Here is a 19,228-nt window from a genome sequence, read left to right on the forward strand (position 1 = left end):
GGATAAACTCAGAACATGACCCAGCAAAGTCTCAGTAACGACACCATCGCCGCCGTTGCCACACCGCCCGGGCGTGGCGGTATCGGCGTCATTCGCCTCTCTGGCCCACACGCACGCGCGATTGGCGAACAACTCTGTGGCCGAAGCTTCCAGCCCCGCTTTGCCCACTATTGCAACTTTACCCACCGCGAACAGCTGCTCGACCAGGGCCTGGCACTGTTTTTCCCCGGGCCTAACTCGTTTACCGGCGAAGATGTCGTCGAACTGCAGGGCCATGGGGGACCGGTGATTCTCGATACCCTGCTGACGGCCCTGCTTAACCTAGGCGCACGCCAGGCGCGTCCGGGTGAGTTTTCCGAGCGCGCTTTCCTGAATGACAAGCTGGATTTGACCCAGGCAGAAGCGATCGCCGACCTGATTGACGCCGGCAGCGCGCAGGCCGCGCAAAATGCGCTGCGCTCGCTACAGGGTGCTTTCTCCGAAAAAATCGAAGAGTTGGCGACGCAACTCACCCATTTGCGCATCTATGTCGAAGCATCGATCGATTTTCCAGAGGAAGAAATCGATTTTCTCGCCGACGGCAAAGTCGCAGCCGATATCCGGGCACTGTTGGCACAACTGGACCTGGTCGAAGCCCAGGCGCGACAGGGCACCATCATGCGTGAGGGGATGCAGGTAGCCATTGCCGGAAAACCCAACGCCGGTAAATCCAGCCTGCTCAACGCCCTTGCCGGAAAAGACACCGCCATCGTGACCGATATTGCCGGCACCACGCGGGATGTCCTGCGCGAGCATATTCATATCGACGGTATGCCCCTGCATATCGCCGATACCGCGGGCCTGCGGGAGTCACCGGACCAGGTGGAACAGATTGGTATGCAGCGCGCGTGGGATGAAATCCGCGGCGCTGACCGGGTACTTCTGGTTGTGGATGCAGGCGACGTCCACACCCTCGATCCTGAAACCGCGTGGCCGGACTTTACCCGCCAGTTGCCGGATCCGGAAAAGCTCACCCTGGTGCTCAACAAGATCGACCTGACCGATTACAGCCCGGGCTTGCAGGCCCACAGTGACGGGATACCGGTGGTCGCCATCAGCGCAAAAACCGGCGCGGGCCTGGAGGCGCTTCAACATCACCTCAAGGAGTGCATGGGATACCACGCCGGCAACGAGGGTAACTTCAGCGCCCGCCGCCGCCACCTGGACGCCCTCGCCCGCGCCAGGGCGTTCATTGTTGAAGGGCAGGCCCAGTTGACCGCAAGCGGAGCTGGCGAGCTCCTCGCAGAGGACCTGCGCCACGCCCAACAGGCGCTGGGGGAAATCACCGGAGCCATGACCGCTGACGAACTGCTGGGCAAAATCTTTGGCAGCTTCTGCATCGGTAAGTAGCACCTTTCCCGCAACGCCTGACCGCCCACAAAGGCCCTGCCGATACTCAGGCAGGGCCATCCCCCCTTCCGGCACATCCCTCCCCGACCCGTTGCCCACCACTTCGTTCCCAACTTCTCGCGCAAGCCCAGACCGCATGCAGTCGTCACGATTCAAGTTCCGGGAACTCATCTACATGCTCTCCAACGCCAGCCCACAGGAGTTGCCCACACAAATTCACAGACTTATCCAGATGGACTATTGATCCACGCGTCAAACACAGCGTTTTATCCCATAAACCCACAGAGTTATACACAGTATCGGTTCCGCGGTAGAGCAAGATTGGCTCCTGTGGAGAACTGGCGGGAAAAAAGGGGTGGATAAGTGAGAGGGAAACGGGGATAAGTACTGGTCGGTCAAAAAACATTCAAAGTTATACCGTTCATCCACAGCCTTGTACCCCGGTTACCCCCCCGTCTGAACAGGGGTTTCAGGCCCGGTTATCATCAACACAAGTTATTGATTTTTAAAGATTTATTCTTGTTATACATGAAACTGGGGGGCACTAATAATTACTATAAATACAAACACAGTCTTATACGTAAGGTATGTATAAATTTATTTATTAAGAGAAAAGAACTGAAATGCTGAAATTTCACTGTGCCGCTTTTTTGCACAGCTGAAGGTGCCTATAATGTGCGGCCGATTTTTCAAGCCCTTGGTTCGACGGCTCCGGGTTTCAACCTGGATATGAAAATCAGACCGCAAATTCAGCAAGAGCAGCTATGGATTACCCAACTCAATATGATGTGATTGTCATCGGCGGCGGACACGCCGGCACCGAGGCATGCCTGGCGTCTGCCCGCATGGGCGCACGTACGCTCTTGCTCACCCATAACATTGAGACCCTGGGGCAAATGTCCTGTAACCCCGCGATAGGCGGGATCGGCAAGAGCCACCTGGTCAAGGAAGTAGACGCCCTTGGCGGCGCCATGGCCACGGCTACCGACCTCGGTGGTATCCAGTTCCGTGTTCTCAATGCGCGCAAAGGTCCGGCTGTTCGCGCCACCCGCGCTCAGGCCGACCGCGCCCTGTACAAGGCCGCTATCCGCCACATCCTCGAGAACCAGCCCAACCTGGACATATTCCAGCAGGCGGCGGACGACCTGATCGTGGAACAGGATCGCGTGACCGGCGTCGTCACCAACGCCGGACTGCGCTTCCGCGCCAGGACCGTCGTGATTACCGCGGGAACCTTCCTCGGCGGCCGTATTCATATCGGGCTTGAGAACCACTCCGGCGGTCGCGCCGGTGACCCGCCGTCGATTGCCCTGGCTGAGCGCCTGCGAGCACTGCCGTTCCGTGTGGAGCGCCTGAAAACCGGCACCCCGCCGCGTATCGACGCGCGCTCAGTGGACTTCAGCGGCCTTGAGGAGCAGTGGGGAGATCAGCCGCTGCCGGTCATGTCGTATCTCGGTAATCGCGGGCAGCATCCGCGCCAGGTGTGCTGCTGGATTACCCACACCAACGAATCCACCCACGACATCATCCGCGGCGGCCTCGACCGCTCGCCGATGTACTCCGGTGTGATCGAAGGCATCGGTCCGCGCTACTGTCCGTCCATCGAGGACAAGGTGCACCGCTTTGCGGACAAGAACAGCCACCAGATATTTATCGAACCCGAGGGGCTCAGCACCCATGAGCTGTATCCCAATGGCATCTCTACCAGCCTGCCCTTCGATGTGCAGATGAACCTGGTGCGCTCGATCAAGGGCTTTGAAAACGCGCACATCACCCGCCCGGGCTACGCCATCGAATACGACTTTTTCGACCCGCGGGACCTGCTGCCATCGCTGGAGACCAAATTCATTGCGGGTCTGTTCTTCGCAGGCCAGATCAACGGCACTACCGGCTATGAAGAAGCGGCGGCCCAGGGCCTGCTGGCCGGCGCCAATGCCGCGCTCAAGGCGCAGGACAAGGATTCCTGGGCACCTCGCCGCGATGAGGCTTATTTGGGCGTGTTGGTCGACGACCTGATCACCAGCGGCACCAAGGAGCCTTACCGCATGTTCACCAGCCGCGCGGAATACCGCCTGCTGCTGCGTGAAGACAATGCGGACCTGCGCCTGACCGAAAAGGGCCGCGAGCTCGGACTGGTGGATGATCTGCGCTGGCAGGCATTTTGTGAAAAACGGGAGTCGATCGCACTTGAGCAGCAGCGACTGCGGGAAACCTGGATCCAGCCCGGTAGCGAGGCGGCAAAAAGCGTCGAGGAGAAGCTGCCCCAGCCGCTCGCTCGCGAGTACAGCCTGCAGGATCTGCTCAAGCGCCCGGAGCTTGGCTATGCCGACATTGCCGGGCTGAAAGGCGAGCCTGTGGCCGATGAGCAGGTCGCTGAACAGGTAGAGATTTCCGCCAAGTACGCGGGCTACATCGACCGCCAGCGCGACGAAATCGAACGTTTGCAGGCGTATGAAGACACGCCGTTGCCGGTGGACTTTGATTATGCCGCGGTTTCCGGTCTGTCCAACGAGGTTGTGCAGAAGCTCAGCGACGCCCGTCCGGATACCCTGGCCCGCGCCAGTCGTGTACCCGGCGTTACCCCTGCGGCGGTGTCGCTGCTGCTGATTCAGCTGAAAAAGCGGGGCCTGCTGACGCGCAAAAAAGCCGTCTGAGGCCTCGCGAAACCCAGAATTGAAGTACCCCGCGCGCGCCGGTCAAAGCACTCAACCGTCGCGTAGCCGGGATAAACCGAAGAAACCAGAAAGCATGCAACAATTCCGTCCCCGCCTGCTGCAGGCTGCCAGTCAGCTCGCGCTGGAACTGAGCGACGCCCAGGTCGACGCGCTGCTCGCGTACCTCGATCTGTTTGCCCGCTGGAATGCCGCCTACAACCTGTCCGCCGTGCGCGACCCGGCGGAGATGCTGGAGCGCCACATCATCGACAGCCTGAGCGTGGTAAACCTGTGCGGCACCAGCGCCGCTGACCAGTCGCCGCTGATCGATGTAGGATCCGGTGGCGGACTGCCAGGTATCCCGCTGGCGATCGTGCACCCGCAGCGCCCGATCAGCCTGCTCGACAGCAATGGCAAAAAATCCCGCTTCCAGTTCCAGGTCGCCAGCCAGCTGAAACTGCGCAATATCAACGTGGTGAACGAGCGGGTCGAGGCGTATACACCGGACCAGCGCTATGCCGGCGTGGTGTCGCGGGCCTTTGCTTCGCTGCAGGATATGGTTGCCGGGAGTGAGCATTTGCTCGCGGAGGGTGGCCGCTTCTATGCGATGAAAGGCAAGCTGCCGGAAGATGAGTTGAGTGCTTTGCCAAAAGGCATTAAGGTCGAGCAGGTGCACACCCTTTCGGTACCGGGTTGCGATGCCGAGCGCCACCTGATCGTGCTCACCCGGGCCGCCTGAGCCGGGTGGCAGGTGCCTCCGGGCCCAGCAGTGCCCTGCGGGCGTTGCGGCCAAAGAACTGAATTTGATACCAGCGCACCGGGCAGATGTTCGCGGATGCGTTTTTTGCTGCCGCGTCTTCCGGTGAATCCGGCCTAGCGGCGAGCCCGGCAGGTGGCCGGAGTGCCCACCACCGGGAACAACAGGACCAAAACCTTGAGTAAGATCTTCGCGGTAGCCAACCAGAAAGGCGGCGTGGGTAAAACCACCACCTGTGTGAACCTCGCGGCATCCCTGGTCGCCAACAAGCGCCGGGTGCTGCTGATTGACCTGGATCCCCAGGGCAATGCAACGATGGGCAGCGGCGTCGACAAGAGCGACCTGCAGCTGTCGAGCTACGATGTGCTCGCCAGCCTGCTGCCGCCGCGCAAGGCGATTGTCGCCACCAATAGCGGCTTCGATCTGATGCCTGCAAACGGCGATCTCTCCGCCGCTGAGGTGGAGCTGCTGGAAATGGACGGCCGCGAGTCCCGGCTGCGTGACGCCCTGGCGCAGATCAGTGCCGACTACGACTACATCATCATCGACTGCCCGCCCTCGCTGAACATGCTGACGGTGAACGCGCTGTGTGCCGCTGGCGGCGTAATTATCCCGATGCAGTGCGAGTACTATGCGCTGGAAGGGTTGTCGGCACTGGTCGATACCATCACCCAGATCCAGCAGGCCGCCAACCCAACCCTCAAGATCGAGGGTATCCTGCGCACCATGTACGACCCGCGCAACAGCCTGACCAGCGATGTGTCCGATCAGCTGAACGAATACTTTGGTGAGCGCCTGTACCGCACCTGCATCCCGCGCAATGTGCGCCTGGCGGAAGCTCCCAGTTTTGGCAAGCCCGCGCTGGAGTATGATCGCAACTCCAAAGGCGCGATTGCCTACCTCGCCCTCGCCGGCGAAATTACCCGTCGACACGGCAACCCACAGAAATCCAGTGGCTCCCGCCCGATTGCGGAAGCGGTTTGAGTATTTGAGGTAAAAACACTATGGCCGCGAAACGCAAAGGCCTCGGGAAAGGACTTTCCCACCTGATCAGCAATAACGCCAGTGAAGCCATTGCGGTGGCAACCGGTGAGCGCAATGGCGATATCGCCCAGCGCGTCGACGGCGAGCTGCGCGACCTGCCGATCGAGTTCCTGCAGCGCGGCCGCTACCAGCCCCGTCGTGACTTCCCGCAGGAGTCCCTGCAGGAGCTGGCCGACTCCATTCGCGCCCAAGGCATCATGCAGCCGATCGTGGTACGCCCGGTCAGCGAACACAAATATGAAATCATTGCCGGCGAGCGTCGCTGGCGCGCCGCGCAGCTCGCCGGGCTGGATAAAGTGCCGGCACTGATACGCGAAGTGGCTGATGAGGCCGCCATCGCCATGGCGCTGATCGAGAATATCCAGCGTGAAGACCTGAACCCGGTAGAGGAAGCGGTTGCCCTCAAGCGCCTTCAAGATGAGTTTGAACTCACCCAGCAGCAGGTGGCTGAAGCGGTCGGCAAATCCCGCACCGCCGTCACCAACCTGCTGCGACTGCTTAGCCTCACCGACGAGGTACGTACGTTTCTCGAGCGCGGTGACCTGGAGCTTGGCCATGCCAAGGCGCTGCTCGGCCTTGCCGGCGACCGCCAGCGCGAAGCTGCCCGTCAGGTGGTTGATCGCGGCCTGACGGTTCGCCAGACCGAGGCGCTGGTGCGCCAGATACAGGAGCAGGCAGGCAAACCTGCGGCGAAAAAGCCCGAAGTGGACCCGAACATCCGCCGTCTTACCGAGCGTCTGGCTGAGAAAATCGGCGTACCGGTCAGTATTGACCACGGTGAAAAAGGCGCCGGCAAGCTGGTTCTCAAGTACACCAGCCTCGACGAGCTCGACGGTATCCTCGCGCATCTCGGGTACAGCGAGGACTAACGGTGCTGTGTGGGTTGTGGTCCCGCACCAAAACAATGCACCAAAATGGCGCCCACTTCGCTTGTGAGTGGGCGCTAACTTTTTGTAGTTTGTGTAGGAAAAGAGCGCGAACAACAGCCCATCTGACGGGATTTGCCAGTTGAATCGGCAGGCTGCTTCCTACATAATTCGCACGCCCAAATTTTGGGCGGAGATCAAAATCTGGCCGGTCAAGCCCCGCCTATGCGTAATCCCCCGGTAGTAAAGATTTCGCTGATCCAGCTTGCAGTAATTTTGCTCGCTGCGCTTGCGCTCGAACTGACGCAAGGACGGGTGATCGCGTGCTCCGCCCTGCTCGGCGGCCTGCTTTGCGTGCTGCCCAATTTGTATTTCGGCCTGCGCGCCTTTGACCTGATGGGTTCGGGACGGTTTGCCCCGGATCAACGCGGAAAGCTCCGCGGCGCGCGCGCAAGCCAGCGCACGGTAATGAGTTTCTACCGTGCCGAAACCGGCAAGTTTGTGCTGACCCTCGCGGGCTTTGCGGCCGTATTCGCCGCCGTGAGACCGCTGAACGCAGCGGTGCTGTTTGTCAGCTACAGCTTGTGCGTGATTTTGCAATGGATTCTTGTGGCGCGCCTGCACGCAAAACCTTGAGTGCAGGCGCGCCCTAAAAAGTTTTTTATCTTAGAACGTGTTGAGGAACTATGGCTGCCGAACAAACCGCGACGGGGTATATCCAGCACCACCTGCAAAATCTCGCTTACGGTAAACTTCCTGCCGGGTACACCCGTGCCGATGGAAGCGTACTGTCTGAATCCACCTGGACTATCGCACACAGCTCCCAGGAAGCGGCCGATATGGGCTTCTGGGCTGTCCACCTGGACACTCTGGGCTGGTCCATCGGTCTGGGTCTGATTTTCTGCCTGCTGTTCGCCCGCGCAGCAAGAAAGGCTACCGCTGGTGTTCCCACCGGTTTCCAGAGTTTTGTCGAGGTCGTGGTCGACTTTATCGACAAGACCGTTAAAGACACCTTCCCCCACCGCAACAGCATGGTCGCCCCGATGGCGCTGACCATATTCGTGTGGGTGTTCCTGATGAACCTGATGGACCTGATCCCGGTTGACTGGCTGCCCCTGGCATTCGCCCACGGCACCTCCGCCATCACCGGCGCCGACCCGCATCACGTGTTCTTCAAAGTGGTGCCGACTACCGACCTGAACGCCACCCTGGGTATGGCGCTGGCGGTATTCGTACTGATGATCTTCTTTGCCATCAAGGAAAAAGGCGCTCTCGGCTTTATCAAGGAGCTGACCCTGCACCCTTTCCATTCCGGCAAGTGGTATATCGATATTTTCCTGATCCCGTTCAACTTCCTGCTGGAAGCCGTATCCCTGATCGCCAAGCCGGTCTCTCTCGGTCTGCGTCTGTTCGGCAACCTCTACGCCGGTGAAATGATTTTCATCCTGATCGCCATCGTGTTTGGCGTGGGCGTGCTGGGCTTTATCGGTGCCGGCCTGCTGCAGATGGGCTGGGCTATCTTCCACATTCTGGTCATCACCCTGCAGGCCTTCGTATTCATGGTTCTGACCACTGTATACATGGCCATGGCGCACGACCGGGAAGAGGAGCACGCGCACGACCAGTAATGGTCGTGCCGGATGTAAAGGTTTTGTCGGGTTACTGACTTTTTTCACTCACTATCAACTTCAACAACTCTTAACTTTACTTTGGAGAAAACAATGGAAGCATTAGGTCTGGTTTACGTAGCTGCTGCACTGCTGATCGGTCTGGGCGCACTGGGTACTGCTATCGGTTTCGGCACCCTGGGTGGCAAACTGCTGGAAGGTTCTGCTCGTCAGCCTGAACAGGCTCCGGCGCTGCAGGGCAAAATGTTCCTGATGGCTGGTCTGCTCGACGCCGTACCGATGATCGGTGTTGGTATCGCTATGTACCTGATTTTCGCGGTTGCTCCTGGTCTGGCTGGTTAATTCCATCTTCCAATTGCCCTTTAATCCACTTTTGAAAGAGCAAGAGGTGTCGGTGTGAATATCAACCTGACTCTGATCGGCCAGTCGATCACCTTTCTCGCCTTTGTATGGTTCTGCTGGAAGTTTGTCTGGCCGGCCCTGCTGGGTGTTATGCAGGAGCGTGAGCAGAAGATTGCTACCGGTCTGCAAGAAGCCGAGCGCGCGGAGAAAGATCTTGAGCTGGCCCAGCGCAAAGCGGCCGAGCAACTGAAAGAAGCCAAAGCCCAAGCTGCTGAAATCATCGATGGCGCCAACAAGCGCGCCAACCAGATCGTTGATGAAGCAAAACAGGCTGCGCGCACTGAAGGCGATCGCCTGAAAGCTGCCGCACAGGCGGAAATCGAACAGGAAGTGAATCGCGCGAAAGAACAGCTTCGTTCGCGTGTTGCTGCCCTGTCTGTTGCCGGTGCCGAGAAAATTCTTTCGGTCAACATCGATGCCAAGGCACACGATGATCTGATTGAGAAACTGGCAGCCGAGCTGTAAGCGAGGAACCCATGGCGGAACTCAGCACACTGGCTCGGCCCTACGCAAAAGCGGCATTTGCCCACGCACAACAAAGCTCCGACCTCGCTGGTTGGAGCGTTGCGTTGGCAACCGCAGCGGCGGTCAGCCAGATCGAAAAAGTCGGCGAGCTGCTGGATAACCCGCAGCTGACCAGCGAAGTGCGTGCGGAAAAATTCCTGGCTGTTTGTGGCGATGATTTTGATGCGCCCAAGCAGAATTTCATCAAGCTGCTGGCGGAAAACCACCGCCTGCCGCTGCTGCCGGAAATTTCCGCGCTGTTCGAAGAATTGAAGGCCGAAGCAGAGGCCACTCTAGAAGTGGAAGTCATCTCTGCCCGCGCGCTCAGTTCTGAACAGGCACAGAGCCTCACCCAGGCACTCAGCAAGAAGTTTTCCCGTGAGGTGCACCTGCACAGCGCGGTGGATGAAAGCCTGCTGGGCGGCGCGATCATTCGCGCTGGCGACACGGTCATCGACGGTACCGTGCGCGGCCGACTGGCCAAACTCGCCGAGGCGATGAACTCCTAAATTACCTTTCCTTCCACCGCGGGCGGTGGAAGGAAATTCGAGGAACAGAGCATGCAGCAACTGAATCCCTCTGAGATCAGTGAAATTATCAAAAGCCGCATCGACAATCTCGATGTGAGCACCGAAGCCCAGAACGAGGGCACCATTGTTTCCGTATCCGACGGTATCATCCGCATCCACGGCCTGGCCGATGTGATGTACGGTGAGATGATCGAGTTCAACGGTGGCGTCTACGGTATGGCGCTGAACCTGGAGCGCGATTCCGTTGGTGCCATCGTACTGGGTGACTACAAGTCCCTGGCGGAAGGCCAGAAGTGCCGTTGTACCGGCCGCATCCTGGAAGCCCCGGTTGGCCCGGAGCTGCTGGGTCGCGTGGTTGACGCACTGGGTAACCCGATCGACGGTAAAGGTCCGCTGAACAACAAGCTGACCGACGCGGTTGAGAAAGTAGCGCCTGGCGTAATTGCCCGTCAGTCCGTTGATCAGCCGGTACAGACCGGTCTGAAAGCGGTCGACACCATGATTCCGATCGGTCGTGGCCAGCGTGAGCTGATCATCGGCGACCGCCAGATCGGTAAGACTGCGGTTGCGATCGATGCGATCATCAACCAGAAAGGCACCGGCATTAAGTGTATCTACGTTGCCGTAGGCCAGAAGCAGTCCTCTATTGCCAACGTTGTACGCAAGCTGGAAGAGCACGGTGCGATGGATCACACCATCGTGGTTGCCGCTGGCGCTGCCGATCCGGCTGCGATGCAGTTCCTGGCTCCGTACGTAGGCTGCACCATGGGTGAGTACTTCCGCGACCGCGGTGAAGACGCCCTGATTATTTACGATGACCTGACCAAGCAGGCCTGGGCCTACCGTCAGATCTCCCTGCTGCTGAAGCGTCCTCCGGGCCGTGAAGCATACCCGGGTGACGTTTTCTACTTGCACTCCCGTCTGCTGGAGCGCGCTGCGCGTGTAAACGCGGAGTACGTAGAGAAGTTCACCAACGGTGAAGTGAAAGGCAAGACCGGCTCCCTGACCGCACTGCCGATCATCGAAACCCAGGCGGGTGACGTTTCCGCGTTCGTACCGACCAACGTAATCTCCATTACCGACGGTCAGATCTTCCTGGAAACCGACCTGTTCAACTCCGGTATCCGTCCGGCAATCAACCCGGGTATCTCCGTATCCCGTGTTGGTGGTGCTGCGCAGACCAAGATCATCAAGAAGCTGTCCGGTGGTATCCGTACCGCACTGGCACAGTACCGCGAGCTCGCGGCCTTCTCCCAGTTCGCATCTGACCTGGACGAAGCCACCAAGGCTCAGCTGGATCACGGTGAGCGCGTTACCGAGCTGATGAAGCAGAAGCAGTACTCTCCGCTGTCCATCGCGGACATGGCTGTTTCCGTTTACGCCGCGGACAAGGGTTACCTGAAAGACGTAGAAGTTGCCAAAGTGCTGGATTTCGAATCCGCCCTGCTCGCTTACATGAACAGCGAACACGCAGAGCTGATGGCGAAAGTGAACAGCACCGGTGACTACAACGACGAAATCGACAGCGCCTTCAAGGCCGCGATCGAGAAATTCGTCGCTACCGGTAGCTGGTAATCCGCTTCCGCCCTGCTCTTCTGAGTGGGGCGGGACAACGCGAGCGAACAAGGTAAAGCACTATGGCAGGCGGAAAAGAAGTACGCACAAAAATTGCCAGCATCAAGAGCACGCAGAAGATCACTTCAGCCATGGAAATGGTTGCGGCGAGCAAGATGCGCAAAGCTCAAGATCGCATGGCACTGGGGCGCCCTTACGCAAGCCGCATCCGCGCGGTGATTGGCCACGTTGCCAATGCCAATGCTGAATACCAGCACATCTACCTGCAAGAGCGCGAAGTTAAGCGTGTGGGTTACATCCTGGTATCCACTGACCGCGGTCTCTGTGGTGGTCTGAACGTCAACGTGTTCAAGACAGCTATCCGCGAAATGCACTCCTGGGACAAGCAGGGTGTCGGCGTAGAGATCTGCGCTGTCGGCAACAAGGCGGCCAGCTTTTTCAACAATATCGGCGGTAGCGTCGTTGCTGCAGTACGCGACCTGGGCGATCAGCCCAAAGCCAAGCAACTGATCGGTTCCGTCAAAGTGATGCTCGATCGTTTCGCCAATGGCGACATCGACCGTCTTTTCCTGGTGTCCAACGAATTTGTGAACACCATGACCCAGAAGCCGCAGGTTCAACAGCTGCTGCCGCTGAAGAAAGACGAAGACGAGCAACTGCAACACGAATGGGACTACCTGTACGAGCCGGAGCCGGTCGAATTGCTCGACGGTCTGCTGGCCCGCTACATCGAATCCCAGGTGTACCAGGCAGTGGTTGAAAACAAGGCCTGTGAACAGGCAGCGCGCATGATTGCGATGAAGAATGCCACCGACAACGCCGGTGAGCTGATCGATGCGCTGCAGCTGGTTTACAACAAGGCGCGCCAGGCAGCGATTACGCAAGAGCTGTCGGAGATTGTTGGCGGCGCCGCGGCGGTTTAACTCTTTTTAGAGTGAGAGCCGCAGAAAGATTTGAACTTTGAGGATCGGGAAATGAGTAACGGGCAAATTGTGCAAGTTATCGGCGCGGTCATCGACGTGGAATTCCCGCGCGACGCCGTACCGAATGTATACGATGCACTCGTGGTTGAGGGTAAGAACCTCACCATGGAAGTGCAGCAGCAGCTGGGCGACGGCATTGTACGTGCTATCGCCATGGGTTCTTCCGAGGGTATTTCCCGCGGTCTGCCGGTGAAGAACACTGGCGCCCCGGTATCCGTACCGGTTGGTATTGAAACCCTCGGTCGCATCATGGACGTTCTGGGTAACCCCATCGACGAGTGTGGCCCTATCGGTGAGAAAGAGCGTTCCTCTATTCACCGCGCTGCACCGACCTACGAAGAGCAGGCCAGCTCTACCGAACTGCTGGAAACCGGCATCAAGGTAATCGACCTGGTCTGCCCGTTCGCCAAGGGTGGTAAGGTTGGCCTGTTCGGTGGTGCCGGTGTAGGTAAAACCGTAAACATGATGGAGCTCATCAACAACATCGCCACCGAGCACAGCGGTCTGTCCGTGTTCGCGGGTGTGGGTGAGCGTACTCGTGAAGGTAACGACTTCTACCACGAGATGCAGGAAGCTGGCGTTGTTAACGTCGAAGAGTTTTCCAAGTCCAAGGTAGCGATGGTCTACGGTCAGATGAACGAGCCGCCCGGCAACCGTCTGCGCGTAGCCCTGACCGGTCTGACCATGGCCGAAAAATTCCGTGACGAAGGTCGTGACGTACTGTTGTTCGTAGACAACATCTACCGTTACACCCTGGCCGGTACCGAAGTATCCGCACTGCTCGGCCGTATGCCGTCTGCGGTAGGTTACCAGCCGACCCTGGCGGAAGAGATGGGCGTTCTGCAGGAGCGTATCACCTCCACCAAGACCGGCTCCATCACCTCCATCCAGGCGGTATACGTACCGGCGGACGACCTTACTGACCCGTCTCCGGCGACCACCTTCGCGCACCTGGACTCCACGGTAGTACTGAGCCGTGATATCGCTGCCAAGGGTATCTACCCGGCCGTTGACCCGCTGGACTCCACTTCCCGTCAGCTGGATCCGCTGGTAATCGGTCAGGAGCACTACGAGTGTGCCCGTGGCGTGCAGAGCGTTCTGCAGCGCTACAAGGAGCTGAAGGACATCATCGCGATTCTGGGTATGGACGAGCTGTCTGAAGAAGACAAGCTGATCGTAGCCCGTGCACGTAAGATCGAGCGCTTCCTGTCTCAGCCGTTCCACGTGGCGGAAGTATTTACCGGTGCACCGGGCAAATACGTTTCCCTCAAAGAAACCATCCGCGGTTTCCAGGGCATCCTGAACGGTGATTACGACCACCTGCCGGAGCAGGCCTTCTACATGGTCGGCACCATCGACGAAGCCGTCGAGAAAGCCAACAAGAAGTAAGGCACGCGCGTGATCTCCGGTTTTCCGGAGATCACAAGGCAAACAGCTGAGAATGAGGTAGCCTTATGGCTATGACAGTACATTGCGACATCGTTAGCGCAGAGGAATCCCTCTTCTCCGGCCTGGTGAAGATGGTGATTGTCAGCGGCATCGAAGGGGAACTCGGTATCTCCTACGGTCACGCGCAGCTGCTCACCGCCCTCAAGCCCGGTCCGGTACGCATCATCAAGGATAATGGTGATGAAGAGGTGCTGTTCCTGAGCGGTGGCTATGCCGAAATCCAGCCGAATATGGTCACCATCCTCGCCGACGTCGCCGAGCGCGAAATCGACGAAGATGCCGCCCGCAAGGCCCGCGAAGAAGCGGAACACGCCCTGCGCAGTGCCCCGGCAGATATCGACTATGCCCGTATCTCCGCGCAACTCGCCGAAGCCGAAGCCCGTCTGCGTACCCTGCAGGCGATCCGCAAGGCTGCCGGCAAGTAATACCCTACTCTGTAGGAGCCTGCTTGCAGGCGATCAAAAAAAGCAGCTTCGGCTGCTTTTTTTGTGTCCGAAATTTGCCGCCATCGGTATTTGGCGATTAAATGGATGATCAAACGGAGTTTGTACTATTAAAAAAACTTGAGTCTTAGGGATGAAAAAATACTGCTTGTTGTGGCTGGTTTTGGTGCTCGCAGATCCACCTGCCGCGAATGCGCGCCAATGGCGCGAATACAGCTCGGATAACTTCACGGTATATACCGACGTAACCAAAAGGCAGGCTGAAGGCCTGCTCAGGGACATGGAGCGCTTCCGCGCGGCGGGGCTCATGTTCACTGGCCTGCCGGATCAGGCAGAAGATCGGCGACTGCAGATTTTCCACTTCAACAGCCGGTCCGAATTCCAGCAATTCACCGGTGACCGGAAAGTCGCTGGATTCTACAAAGAGACCTGGGACGGGCCGCTGATCTTTTCCCAAAAGGGCAGCAGCCGCTGTATCTCCGGCAATGGAGTGATGTTTCACGAGTACATCCATCACCTGATGCGCTCCCGCAGCGGCATGACCTACCCGATGTGGTACGCGGAGGGCTTTGCGGAATTACTGGCCAGCGCGACCTTGACTGATGACCGGATCTCCTTGGGCCTGGTGCCCGAGTGGCGTCGCCCGGTGTTTGATGGCAGGGCCTTTCGCGGGCCGTTAGCAGTTCCGGAGCTACTCGATCCAGACGTTGAAAATGATCGTAGCCACTACTGGAACAGTTTCTATGCCTCCGCGTGGCTGTTCACTCACTACTTGCAGCTGGGCGATCTCTCTGACAACCCCTCTTACCGCGAGCAAAACCAAAACTATTTGTTAGCGCTACATAGTGGGGCAGCCCCAATCGCTGCATTCGAACAGCATTTTGGCTTATCTGCCGAGGACATGGAAAGCGAGCTCAAGAAGTATCGCCGCGGGCGTATCCGCGGTGCGAGTTTTGCCAGTCCCCCTTATGACAAGCCAATCGCCCACAGAAAGATTCCCGACTACGAACGCCTTTATATCTTGGCAGATAAGGCATTCGAGTTCGGTAAAGAGGAACTGTCGCGCAAATATCTCGCCAAGGCCCTCAAACAGAAACCGGATTGGCGGCCAGCTCTCTCTCTGGTCGCGTTACTGGATCACCATGTCGGTACGCCCGAGTCTTTGAACTCGGCAAAGAGTATCGTAGCTAATCTCGGTATCGGCTCTCCCGCAGCCCCGGAAAATATTTCCGACTATCGAACGGCAATGCATCTGTCCCACTACTACATGGATCAACTCGATACGCTTCGCGAGGGCGGCCATAATGATCAGGGGTTGCAGGACTGGGCGGCAAGCTACGCGGAGATCGCCATATCCCTCAACCCTGAGTCCGTCGATGCGCATCGTCATCTGTGGCGAGCGCAAGAAAATACTCAGGCCCCGGTTGATGCCCTAAAGACGATGATGAACGCCTTTCAGCTCAATCCCGATGGCCTGTTTATCAATAAGGAAATTGGCTTCTACCTCGCAGACCTGCAACGGCTGGACCTTGCCGCGCCATTCTTGCAGCGTGTACTGGCCTGGTCCCACCCGGGCAGAGACCGCACCAGAGCCAAAAATCTCCTCGCCCGGTTAAGTGAACAGGATGGGGAATTGACCGCGAGCGACCATTAAAGCCGGTAACATTGGTGTGGGAGGCGAACTGGTAATTAATCCTTAACTAGAGCAGCGAAAAAATTGGTGGATGTAACGATGAAATCTGGTTGTGAGCCGCGCATAGGTATCGCTCTTGGCAGCGGCGCGGCCAAGGGGTTTGCCCATATTGGCGTATTGAAGTTCCTCGACGATATGGGCATCAAACCCCATGTCATTGCCGGCACGTCAATGGGGGCTTTCGTGGGCGCCGCCTATTCCGCCGGCTATCTCGAGAAGCTCGAAGACTGGGTGCGGCTGCTCGATAACTGGAAGGTGTTTTCACTGCTCGATATCAACTGGACTCTGAGTGGCGGCATCCTGGGCGGCAAGAAACCGTTTCGGACGTTCTTTGATAATTTTGAATTCGAAAACATTGAAGACCTCCCTATTCCCTTTACTGCTGTCGCCACCGACCTGCACAGTGGCCAGGAGATCTGGCTGCAGCAGGGCAACCTTCAGGATGCGGTCAGTGCATCCTGTTCGATTCCGGGACTGCTGTCCGCCAAGTCCCTCTCCGGGCGCTGGCTTGTCGATGGCGCGGTGGTAAACCCGGTTCCGGTGGATGTCTGCCGAGCGATGGGGGCTACCTGTGTCATCGCTGTGGATGTAACCGAAGATGGCGCACCTTTGATGCAACCACAGCAGGCACAGGTGCAAAAAGTGGTTAGTCAAGAATCCGCCGAAGCGCCCGCGCAAAACGCCTATCCCGTTTCCAAAACCCGCGCGGAAGCAGAGGCAGAAGCTGAAATAACCGACCAGCTTGAGATCGACGGGGAAAGTCACGGCGTTATCTTCAGTCGCCTGCTGGAGCAGGGAAAGGAGCAGTTCAATCAATTTCGCGGCTTACGCAATCGCAGTCGTGAAACCTCGCCCGGCATGCTCGATACGATGTCCCAGGCCATGGCGATACTCGAGCGTCGCCACAAGCGAGCACGCATGGTCGGTGCGCCACCGGACGTCCTGATCATGCCCAAAGTTGGCAGCATCGGCGGGTTGGAGTTTTCTCGCGCCGCGGAAGCGGTAGATGCCGGTGAAGCGGAAGCGCGCCGCCTGCGGACCTGGATCGAAGATATGGTGCAAAATCACCGGTAAATAAACTAACAAGCGATAAATGACACCGGAGGTCATGATGAGCAGCGAGCTGATTTTTTACACCAACCCCCTGTCTCGCGGGCGCATTGTGCGCTGGATGCTGGAGGAACTACAGGTACCCTATTCCGTTGAGGTGCTCGAATACGACACTTCGATTAAATCGCCCCAGTACCTCGCGATCAATCCACTGGGAAAGGTGCCTGCTATCATGCACAACGGTCGCGTCGTGACCGAAACCGCAGCGATTTGTGCTTACCTCGCAGAGGCCTATCCGAACGCCGGGCTCGCACCCACCCCGGACGAGCGCGCCGATTATTACCGCTGGCTGTTCTTTACCGCGGGCCCGGTGGAAGCGGCTATCACCAACCGCAGTATTTACGGCGCCGATCCCGCACCGGATAAACAGCGCATGGCCGGGTACGGCAACCTGAGTGCGGCGCTGGATGGGCTGTCCCACGCCGTTACCGCCAACCCCTACATCGCCGGAGCCCGATTTACCGCGGCCGATGTTTATGTGGGCGCTCAGATCGGCTGGGGGCTGCAGTTTGGGACCATGGAAAAACGGCCGGAGTTTATCGAATATTTTTCCCGGTTAAGTAGCCGGGATGCTTTTGTTCGCGCCAATCAGATGGACGATGAATTGGCGGCGGTCCAGAGCACTAACTGAGAAGTACGCGGCCATCAGCCGCGAAAATTTATCAATGAGCCATGGTTAAAATTCTATTTTGTGCCGCATTGTTTGTAGCGACACTGCTGCACTTGCCGGTTTGCGACGCCAGTGACTGGTACGAATACCGATCCGATAATTTTACCGTTTATTCGGACGTACCCGAGCGCCAGGTCAACGCGATGATGCGTGATCTCGAAAGGTTTCGCCGCGCCGCCCTCAGCTTTACCGGCATCGAAGATTTTCCGGAAAACCAGAAACTCCGTGTATTCCACTTCGACGATAGCAGCGAATTCCGTGCGTTTTCCGGGGATGAAAAAATCGCTGGTTTCTACCGTGAATCCTGGCGCGGGCCGGTGATTTTCTCTCGTCAGCAGGGACACGGGATATCCGGATCCGGGCTTATTTTCCACGAATATGTGCATCACCTGATGCGCGAACACAGCGGCATGACCTACCCGAAGTGGTATTCCGAAGGGTTTGCCGAGCTGCTGGCCAGCGCGGAATTGCGCAAAGACACCGTGGTGATCGGCGGCGTGCCGGAGTGGCGACTGACGGCCTGGGCCAATCCGGAGAATGAGCCGCTGACCATTGCCCAGCTGCTTGTACCCAGGCCCATGGTTGCCGGTGGTGGCGATGAAAGTAGCGCCTACTGGAACAACTTCTATGCGAGCGCGTGGCTGTTTACTCATTACCTGCAGTTGGGGCGCTTCGCTGGTAATCCGGACTACCACGGCGCAACCGGCGATTACCTGCGGGCCGTCGCTGGCGGTGAGGATCCCCTTGAGGTTTTCGAAGACTACTTTGGCAAGTCAGCTGCGGAAATGCAGCGCCAGATTCTGGGTTATATGCAGGGTGATATTTATGCTCACCGGCTGGACATCCCGGAATATCGATACTCAATTCCCCGCCGGTTACTGAATGAAAACGAGCGACTTTTTGTGCTCGCTGACGAGGCGCAGGACTTTGGAAAAAGGAAACTGGCGCAGGCATACCTGGACCAGAGTGAAAAACACGGCCTGGGCTGGCAGGAAAACCTGGCCGCGATGGCCGCACTCAAGGCACAGGACAATGACTTTGCGTTTGGTGAGAGAATTCTGGAGGAGATTGGCGAGCACGGCCAGATAAGCCATTTAACCGCGGCTTCCCTTGCACGTTATTACTTGCTGAGGTTGCAGGCACTGGCCCTCCAGCGTCAATGGAATGAAGAATTTTATAGTGCTGCGGTCAAATACGGCATGCTCGCCATGCAAATGGGGCCGCACTATCTTCCCGGCTACAAGTACCTGTGGACCGCCTACCAGCAGAAAGGCAAACAGGATGCGGCGCTGCAGGTCCTGATGAGTGCTTATCAGCAGGAACCCAACCACCTGCACCTGAACGCGGCGATCGGATTTTATCTGGCCCATATCGGCAAGGCGGCGCTGGCCCGGGAATATCTGGAGCGGGTGGTGGCCTGGTCCCATGACGATGGATTGCGCGTGAGGGCTGAGAAGTTTCTTTCAACCACGGACTGACGCTGTTGTCGCTTTGGCCCCGCCCATAAAAAAAGCCCGCGGCAATTCCGCGG

Annotated in this window: 18 protein-coding genes; all 18 read left to right on the forward strand. The window is 58.1% G+C overall.

The annotated features are described in order from the left end of the window. Positions 1–15 precede the first annotated feature (15 nt). The 18 genes from mnmE to ACNKU7_RS10900 all read left to right on the forward strand — a co-directional run bounded on the left by mnmE (position 16) and on the right by ACNKU7_RS10900 (position 19,175). The gene (gene mnmE, locus ACNKU7_RS10815; protein ID WP_418296995.1) at positions 16–1,389 is read left to right on the forward strand and encodes a tRNA uridine-5-carboxymethylaminomethyl(34) synthesis GTPase MnmE; all 1,374 of its coding nucleotides are present in this window, start codon (positions 16–18) and stop codon (positions 1,387–1,389) included. 764 nt (positions 1,390–2,153) lie between these two features. Further along, complete coding sequence (gene mnmG, locus ACNKU7_RS10820) at positions 2,154–4,043, forward strand: tRNA uridine-5-carboxymethylaminomethyl(34) synthesis enzyme MnmG (RefSeq protein WP_418296996.1); 1,890 nt, start codon at positions 2,154–2,156, stop codon at positions 4,041–4,043. A 94-nt stretch (positions 4,044–4,137) separates the two neighbouring features. Then, a complete protein-coding gene (gene rsmG, locus ACNKU7_RS10825) occupies positions 4,138–4,782 on the forward strand; it encodes a 16S rRNA (guanine(527)-N(7))-methyltransferase RsmG (RefSeq protein WP_418296997.1) in 645 nt (214 codons plus the stop codon). A gap of 195 nt (positions 4,783–4,977) precedes the next feature. Further along, positions 4,978–5,784 carry a ParA family protein gene (locus ACNKU7_RS10830; RefSeq protein WP_418296998.1) on the forward strand — a complete coding sequence of 269 codons (807 nt, stop codon included), beginning with the start codon at positions 4,978–4,980 and terminating at the stop codon, positions 5,782–5,784. 20 nt (positions 5,785–5,804) lie between these two features. Next, positions 5,805–6,713 carry a ParB/RepB/Spo0J family partition protein gene (locus ACNKU7_RS10835; RefSeq protein WP_418296999.1) on the forward strand — a complete coding sequence of 303 codons (909 nt, stop codon included), beginning with the start codon at positions 5,805–5,807 and terminating at the stop codon, positions 6,711–6,713. Positions 6,714–6,896: 183 nt separating this feature from the next. Beyond that, the gene (locus ACNKU7_RS10840) at positions 6,897–7,346 is read left to right on the forward strand and encodes an ATP synthase subunit I (protein WP_418297000.1); all 450 of its coding nucleotides are present in this window, start codon (positions 6,897–6,899) and stop codon (positions 7,344–7,346) included. A 50-nt stretch (positions 7,347–7,396) separates the two neighbouring features. After that, on the forward strand, positions 7,397–8,338 hold the full coding sequence (gene atpB / locus ACNKU7_RS10845) for a F0F1 ATP synthase subunit A (protein ID WP_418297001.1): 942 nt from the start codon (positions 7,397–7,399) through the stop codon (positions 8,336–8,338). A 93-nt stretch (positions 8,339–8,431) separates the two neighbouring features. Next, on the forward strand, positions 8,432–8,680 hold the full coding sequence (atpE, locus tag ACNKU7_RS10850; protein WP_010131056.1) for a F0F1 ATP synthase subunit C: 249 nt from the start codon (positions 8,432–8,434) through the stop codon (positions 8,678–8,680). 54 nt (positions 8,681–8,734) lie between these two features. Further along, positions 8,735–9,205: a F0F1 ATP synthase subunit B gene (locus ACNKU7_RS10855; RefSeq protein WP_418297002.1), complete on the forward strand. Its 471-nt coding sequence runs from the start codon at positions 8,735–8,737 to the stop codon at positions 9,203–9,205. 11 nt (positions 9,206–9,216) lie between these two features. Then, positions 9,217–9,753: a F0F1 ATP synthase subunit delta gene (locus tag ACNKU7_RS10860; RefSeq protein WP_418297003.1), complete on the forward strand. Its 537-nt coding sequence runs from the start codon at positions 9,217–9,219 to the stop codon at positions 9,751–9,753. A gap of 51 nt (positions 9,754–9,804) precedes the next feature. After that, positions 9,805–11,349, forward strand: coding sequence for a F0F1 ATP synthase subunit alpha (gene atpA / locus ACNKU7_RS10865; RefSeq protein WP_418297004.1), 1,545 nt, complete (start codon positions 9,805–9,807; stop codon positions 11,347–11,349). Positions 11,350–11,411: 62 nt separating this feature from the next. Then, a complete protein-coding gene (atpG, locus tag ACNKU7_RS10870) occupies positions 11,412–12,272 on the forward strand; it encodes a F0F1 ATP synthase subunit gamma (RefSeq protein WP_418297005.1) in 861 nt (286 codons plus the stop codon). 51 nt (positions 12,273–12,323) lie between these two features. Then, a complete protein-coding gene (gene atpD / locus ACNKU7_RS10875) occupies positions 12,324–13,721 on the forward strand; it encodes a F0F1 ATP synthase subunit beta (protein ID WP_418297006.1) in 1,398 nt (465 codons plus the stop codon). Positions 13,722–13,786: 65 nt separating this feature from the next. Beyond that, positions 13,787–14,206: a F0F1 ATP synthase subunit epsilon gene (locus ACNKU7_RS10880; RefSeq protein WP_418297007.1), complete on the forward strand. Its 420-nt coding sequence runs from the start codon at positions 13,787–13,789 to the stop codon at positions 14,204–14,206. Between the two features lie 298 nt (positions 14,207–14,504). Next, positions 14,505–15,878, forward strand: a complete 1,374-nt coding sequence (locus tag ACNKU7_RS10885) for a tetratricopeptide repeat protein (RefSeq protein ID WP_418297008.1) — start codon at positions 14,505–14,507, stop codon at positions 15,876–15,878. 78 nt (positions 15,879–15,956) lie between these two features. Further along, positions 15,957–16,991, forward strand: coding sequence for a patatin-like phospholipase family protein (locus ACNKU7_RS10890; protein WP_418297009.1), 1,035 nt, complete (start codon positions 15,957–15,959; stop codon positions 16,989–16,991). 37 nt (positions 16,992–17,028) lie between these two features. After that, on the forward strand, positions 17,029–17,658 hold the full coding sequence (locus ACNKU7_RS10895) for a glutathione S-transferase family protein (protein ID WP_418297010.1): 630 nt from the start codon (positions 17,029–17,031) through the stop codon (positions 17,656–17,658). Positions 17,659–17,699: 41 nt separating this feature from the next. Further along, positions 17,700–19,175, forward strand: coding sequence for a tetratricopeptide repeat protein (locus ACNKU7_RS10900; protein WP_418297011.1), 1,476 nt, complete (start codon positions 17,700–17,702; stop codon positions 19,173–19,175). Positions 19,176–19,228 lie beyond the last annotated feature (53 nt).

Origin of the sequence: Microbulbifer weihaiensis (genome assembly GCF_048323715.1) — a bacterium.
Taxonomy (GTDB): Bacteria; Pseudomonadota; Gammaproteobacteria; order Pseudomonadales; family Cellvibrionaceae; genus Microbulbifer.

Bases quoted from the DNA above. Each gene is read 5' to 3' on its own strand.
- ACNKU7_RS10895 (WP_418297010.1), top strand. From the start codon at position 17,029: ATGAGCAGCGAGCTGATTTTTTACACCAACCCCCTGTCTCGCGGGCGC.
- mnmG (WP_418296996.1), top strand. From the start codon at position 2,154: ATGGATTACCCAACTCAATATGATGTGATTGTCATCGGCGGCGGACAC.
- mnmE (WP_418296995.1), top strand. From the start codon at position 16: ATGACCCAGCAAAGTCTCAGTAACGACACCATCGCCGCCGTTGCCACA.
- rsmG (WP_418296997.1), top strand. From the start codon at position 4,138: ATGCAACAATTCCGTCCCCGCCTGCTGCAGGCTGCCAGTCAGCTCGCG.
- ACNKU7_RS10890 (WP_418297009.1), top strand. From the start codon at position 15,957: ATGAAATCTGGTTGTGAGCCGCGCATAGGTATCGCTCTTGGCAGCGGC.
- atpG (WP_418297005.1), top strand. From the start codon at position 11,412: ATGGCAGGCGGAAAAGAAGTACGCACAAAAATTGCCAGCATCAAGAGC.
- ACNKU7_RS10880 (WP_418297007.1), top strand. From the start codon at position 13,787: ATGGCTATGACAGTACATTGCGACATCGTTAGCGCAGAGGAATCCCTC.
- atpD (WP_418297006.1), top strand. From the start codon at position 12,324: ATGAGTAACGGGCAAATTGTGCAAGTTATCGGCGCGGTCATCGACGTG.
- atpB (WP_418297001.1), top strand. From the start codon at position 7,397: ATGGCTGCCGAACAAACCGCGACGGGGTATATCCAGCACCACCTGCAA.
- atpA (WP_418297004.1), top strand. From the start codon at position 9,805: ATGCAGCAACTGAATCCCTCTGAGATCAGTGAAATTATCAAAAGCCGC.
- ACNKU7_RS10885 (WP_418297008.1), top strand. From the start codon at position 14,505: ATGGAGCGCTTCCGCGCGGCGGGGCTCATGTTCACTGGCCTGCCGGAT.
- ACNKU7_RS10860 (WP_418297003.1), top strand. From the start codon at position 9,217: ATGGCGGAACTCAGCACACTGGCTCGGCCCTACGCAAAAGCGGCATTT.
- ACNKU7_RS10900 (WP_418297011.1), top strand. From the start codon at position 17,700: ATGGTTAAAATTCTATTTTGTGCCGCATTGTTTGTAGCGACACTGCTG.
- ACNKU7_RS10835 (WP_418296999.1), top strand. From the start codon at position 5,805: ATGGCCGCGAAACGCAAAGGCCTCGGGAAAGGACTTTCCCACCTGATC.
- atpE (WP_010131056.1), top strand. From the start codon at position 8,432: ATGGAAGCATTAGGTCTGGTTTACGTAGCTGCTGCACTGCTGATCGGT.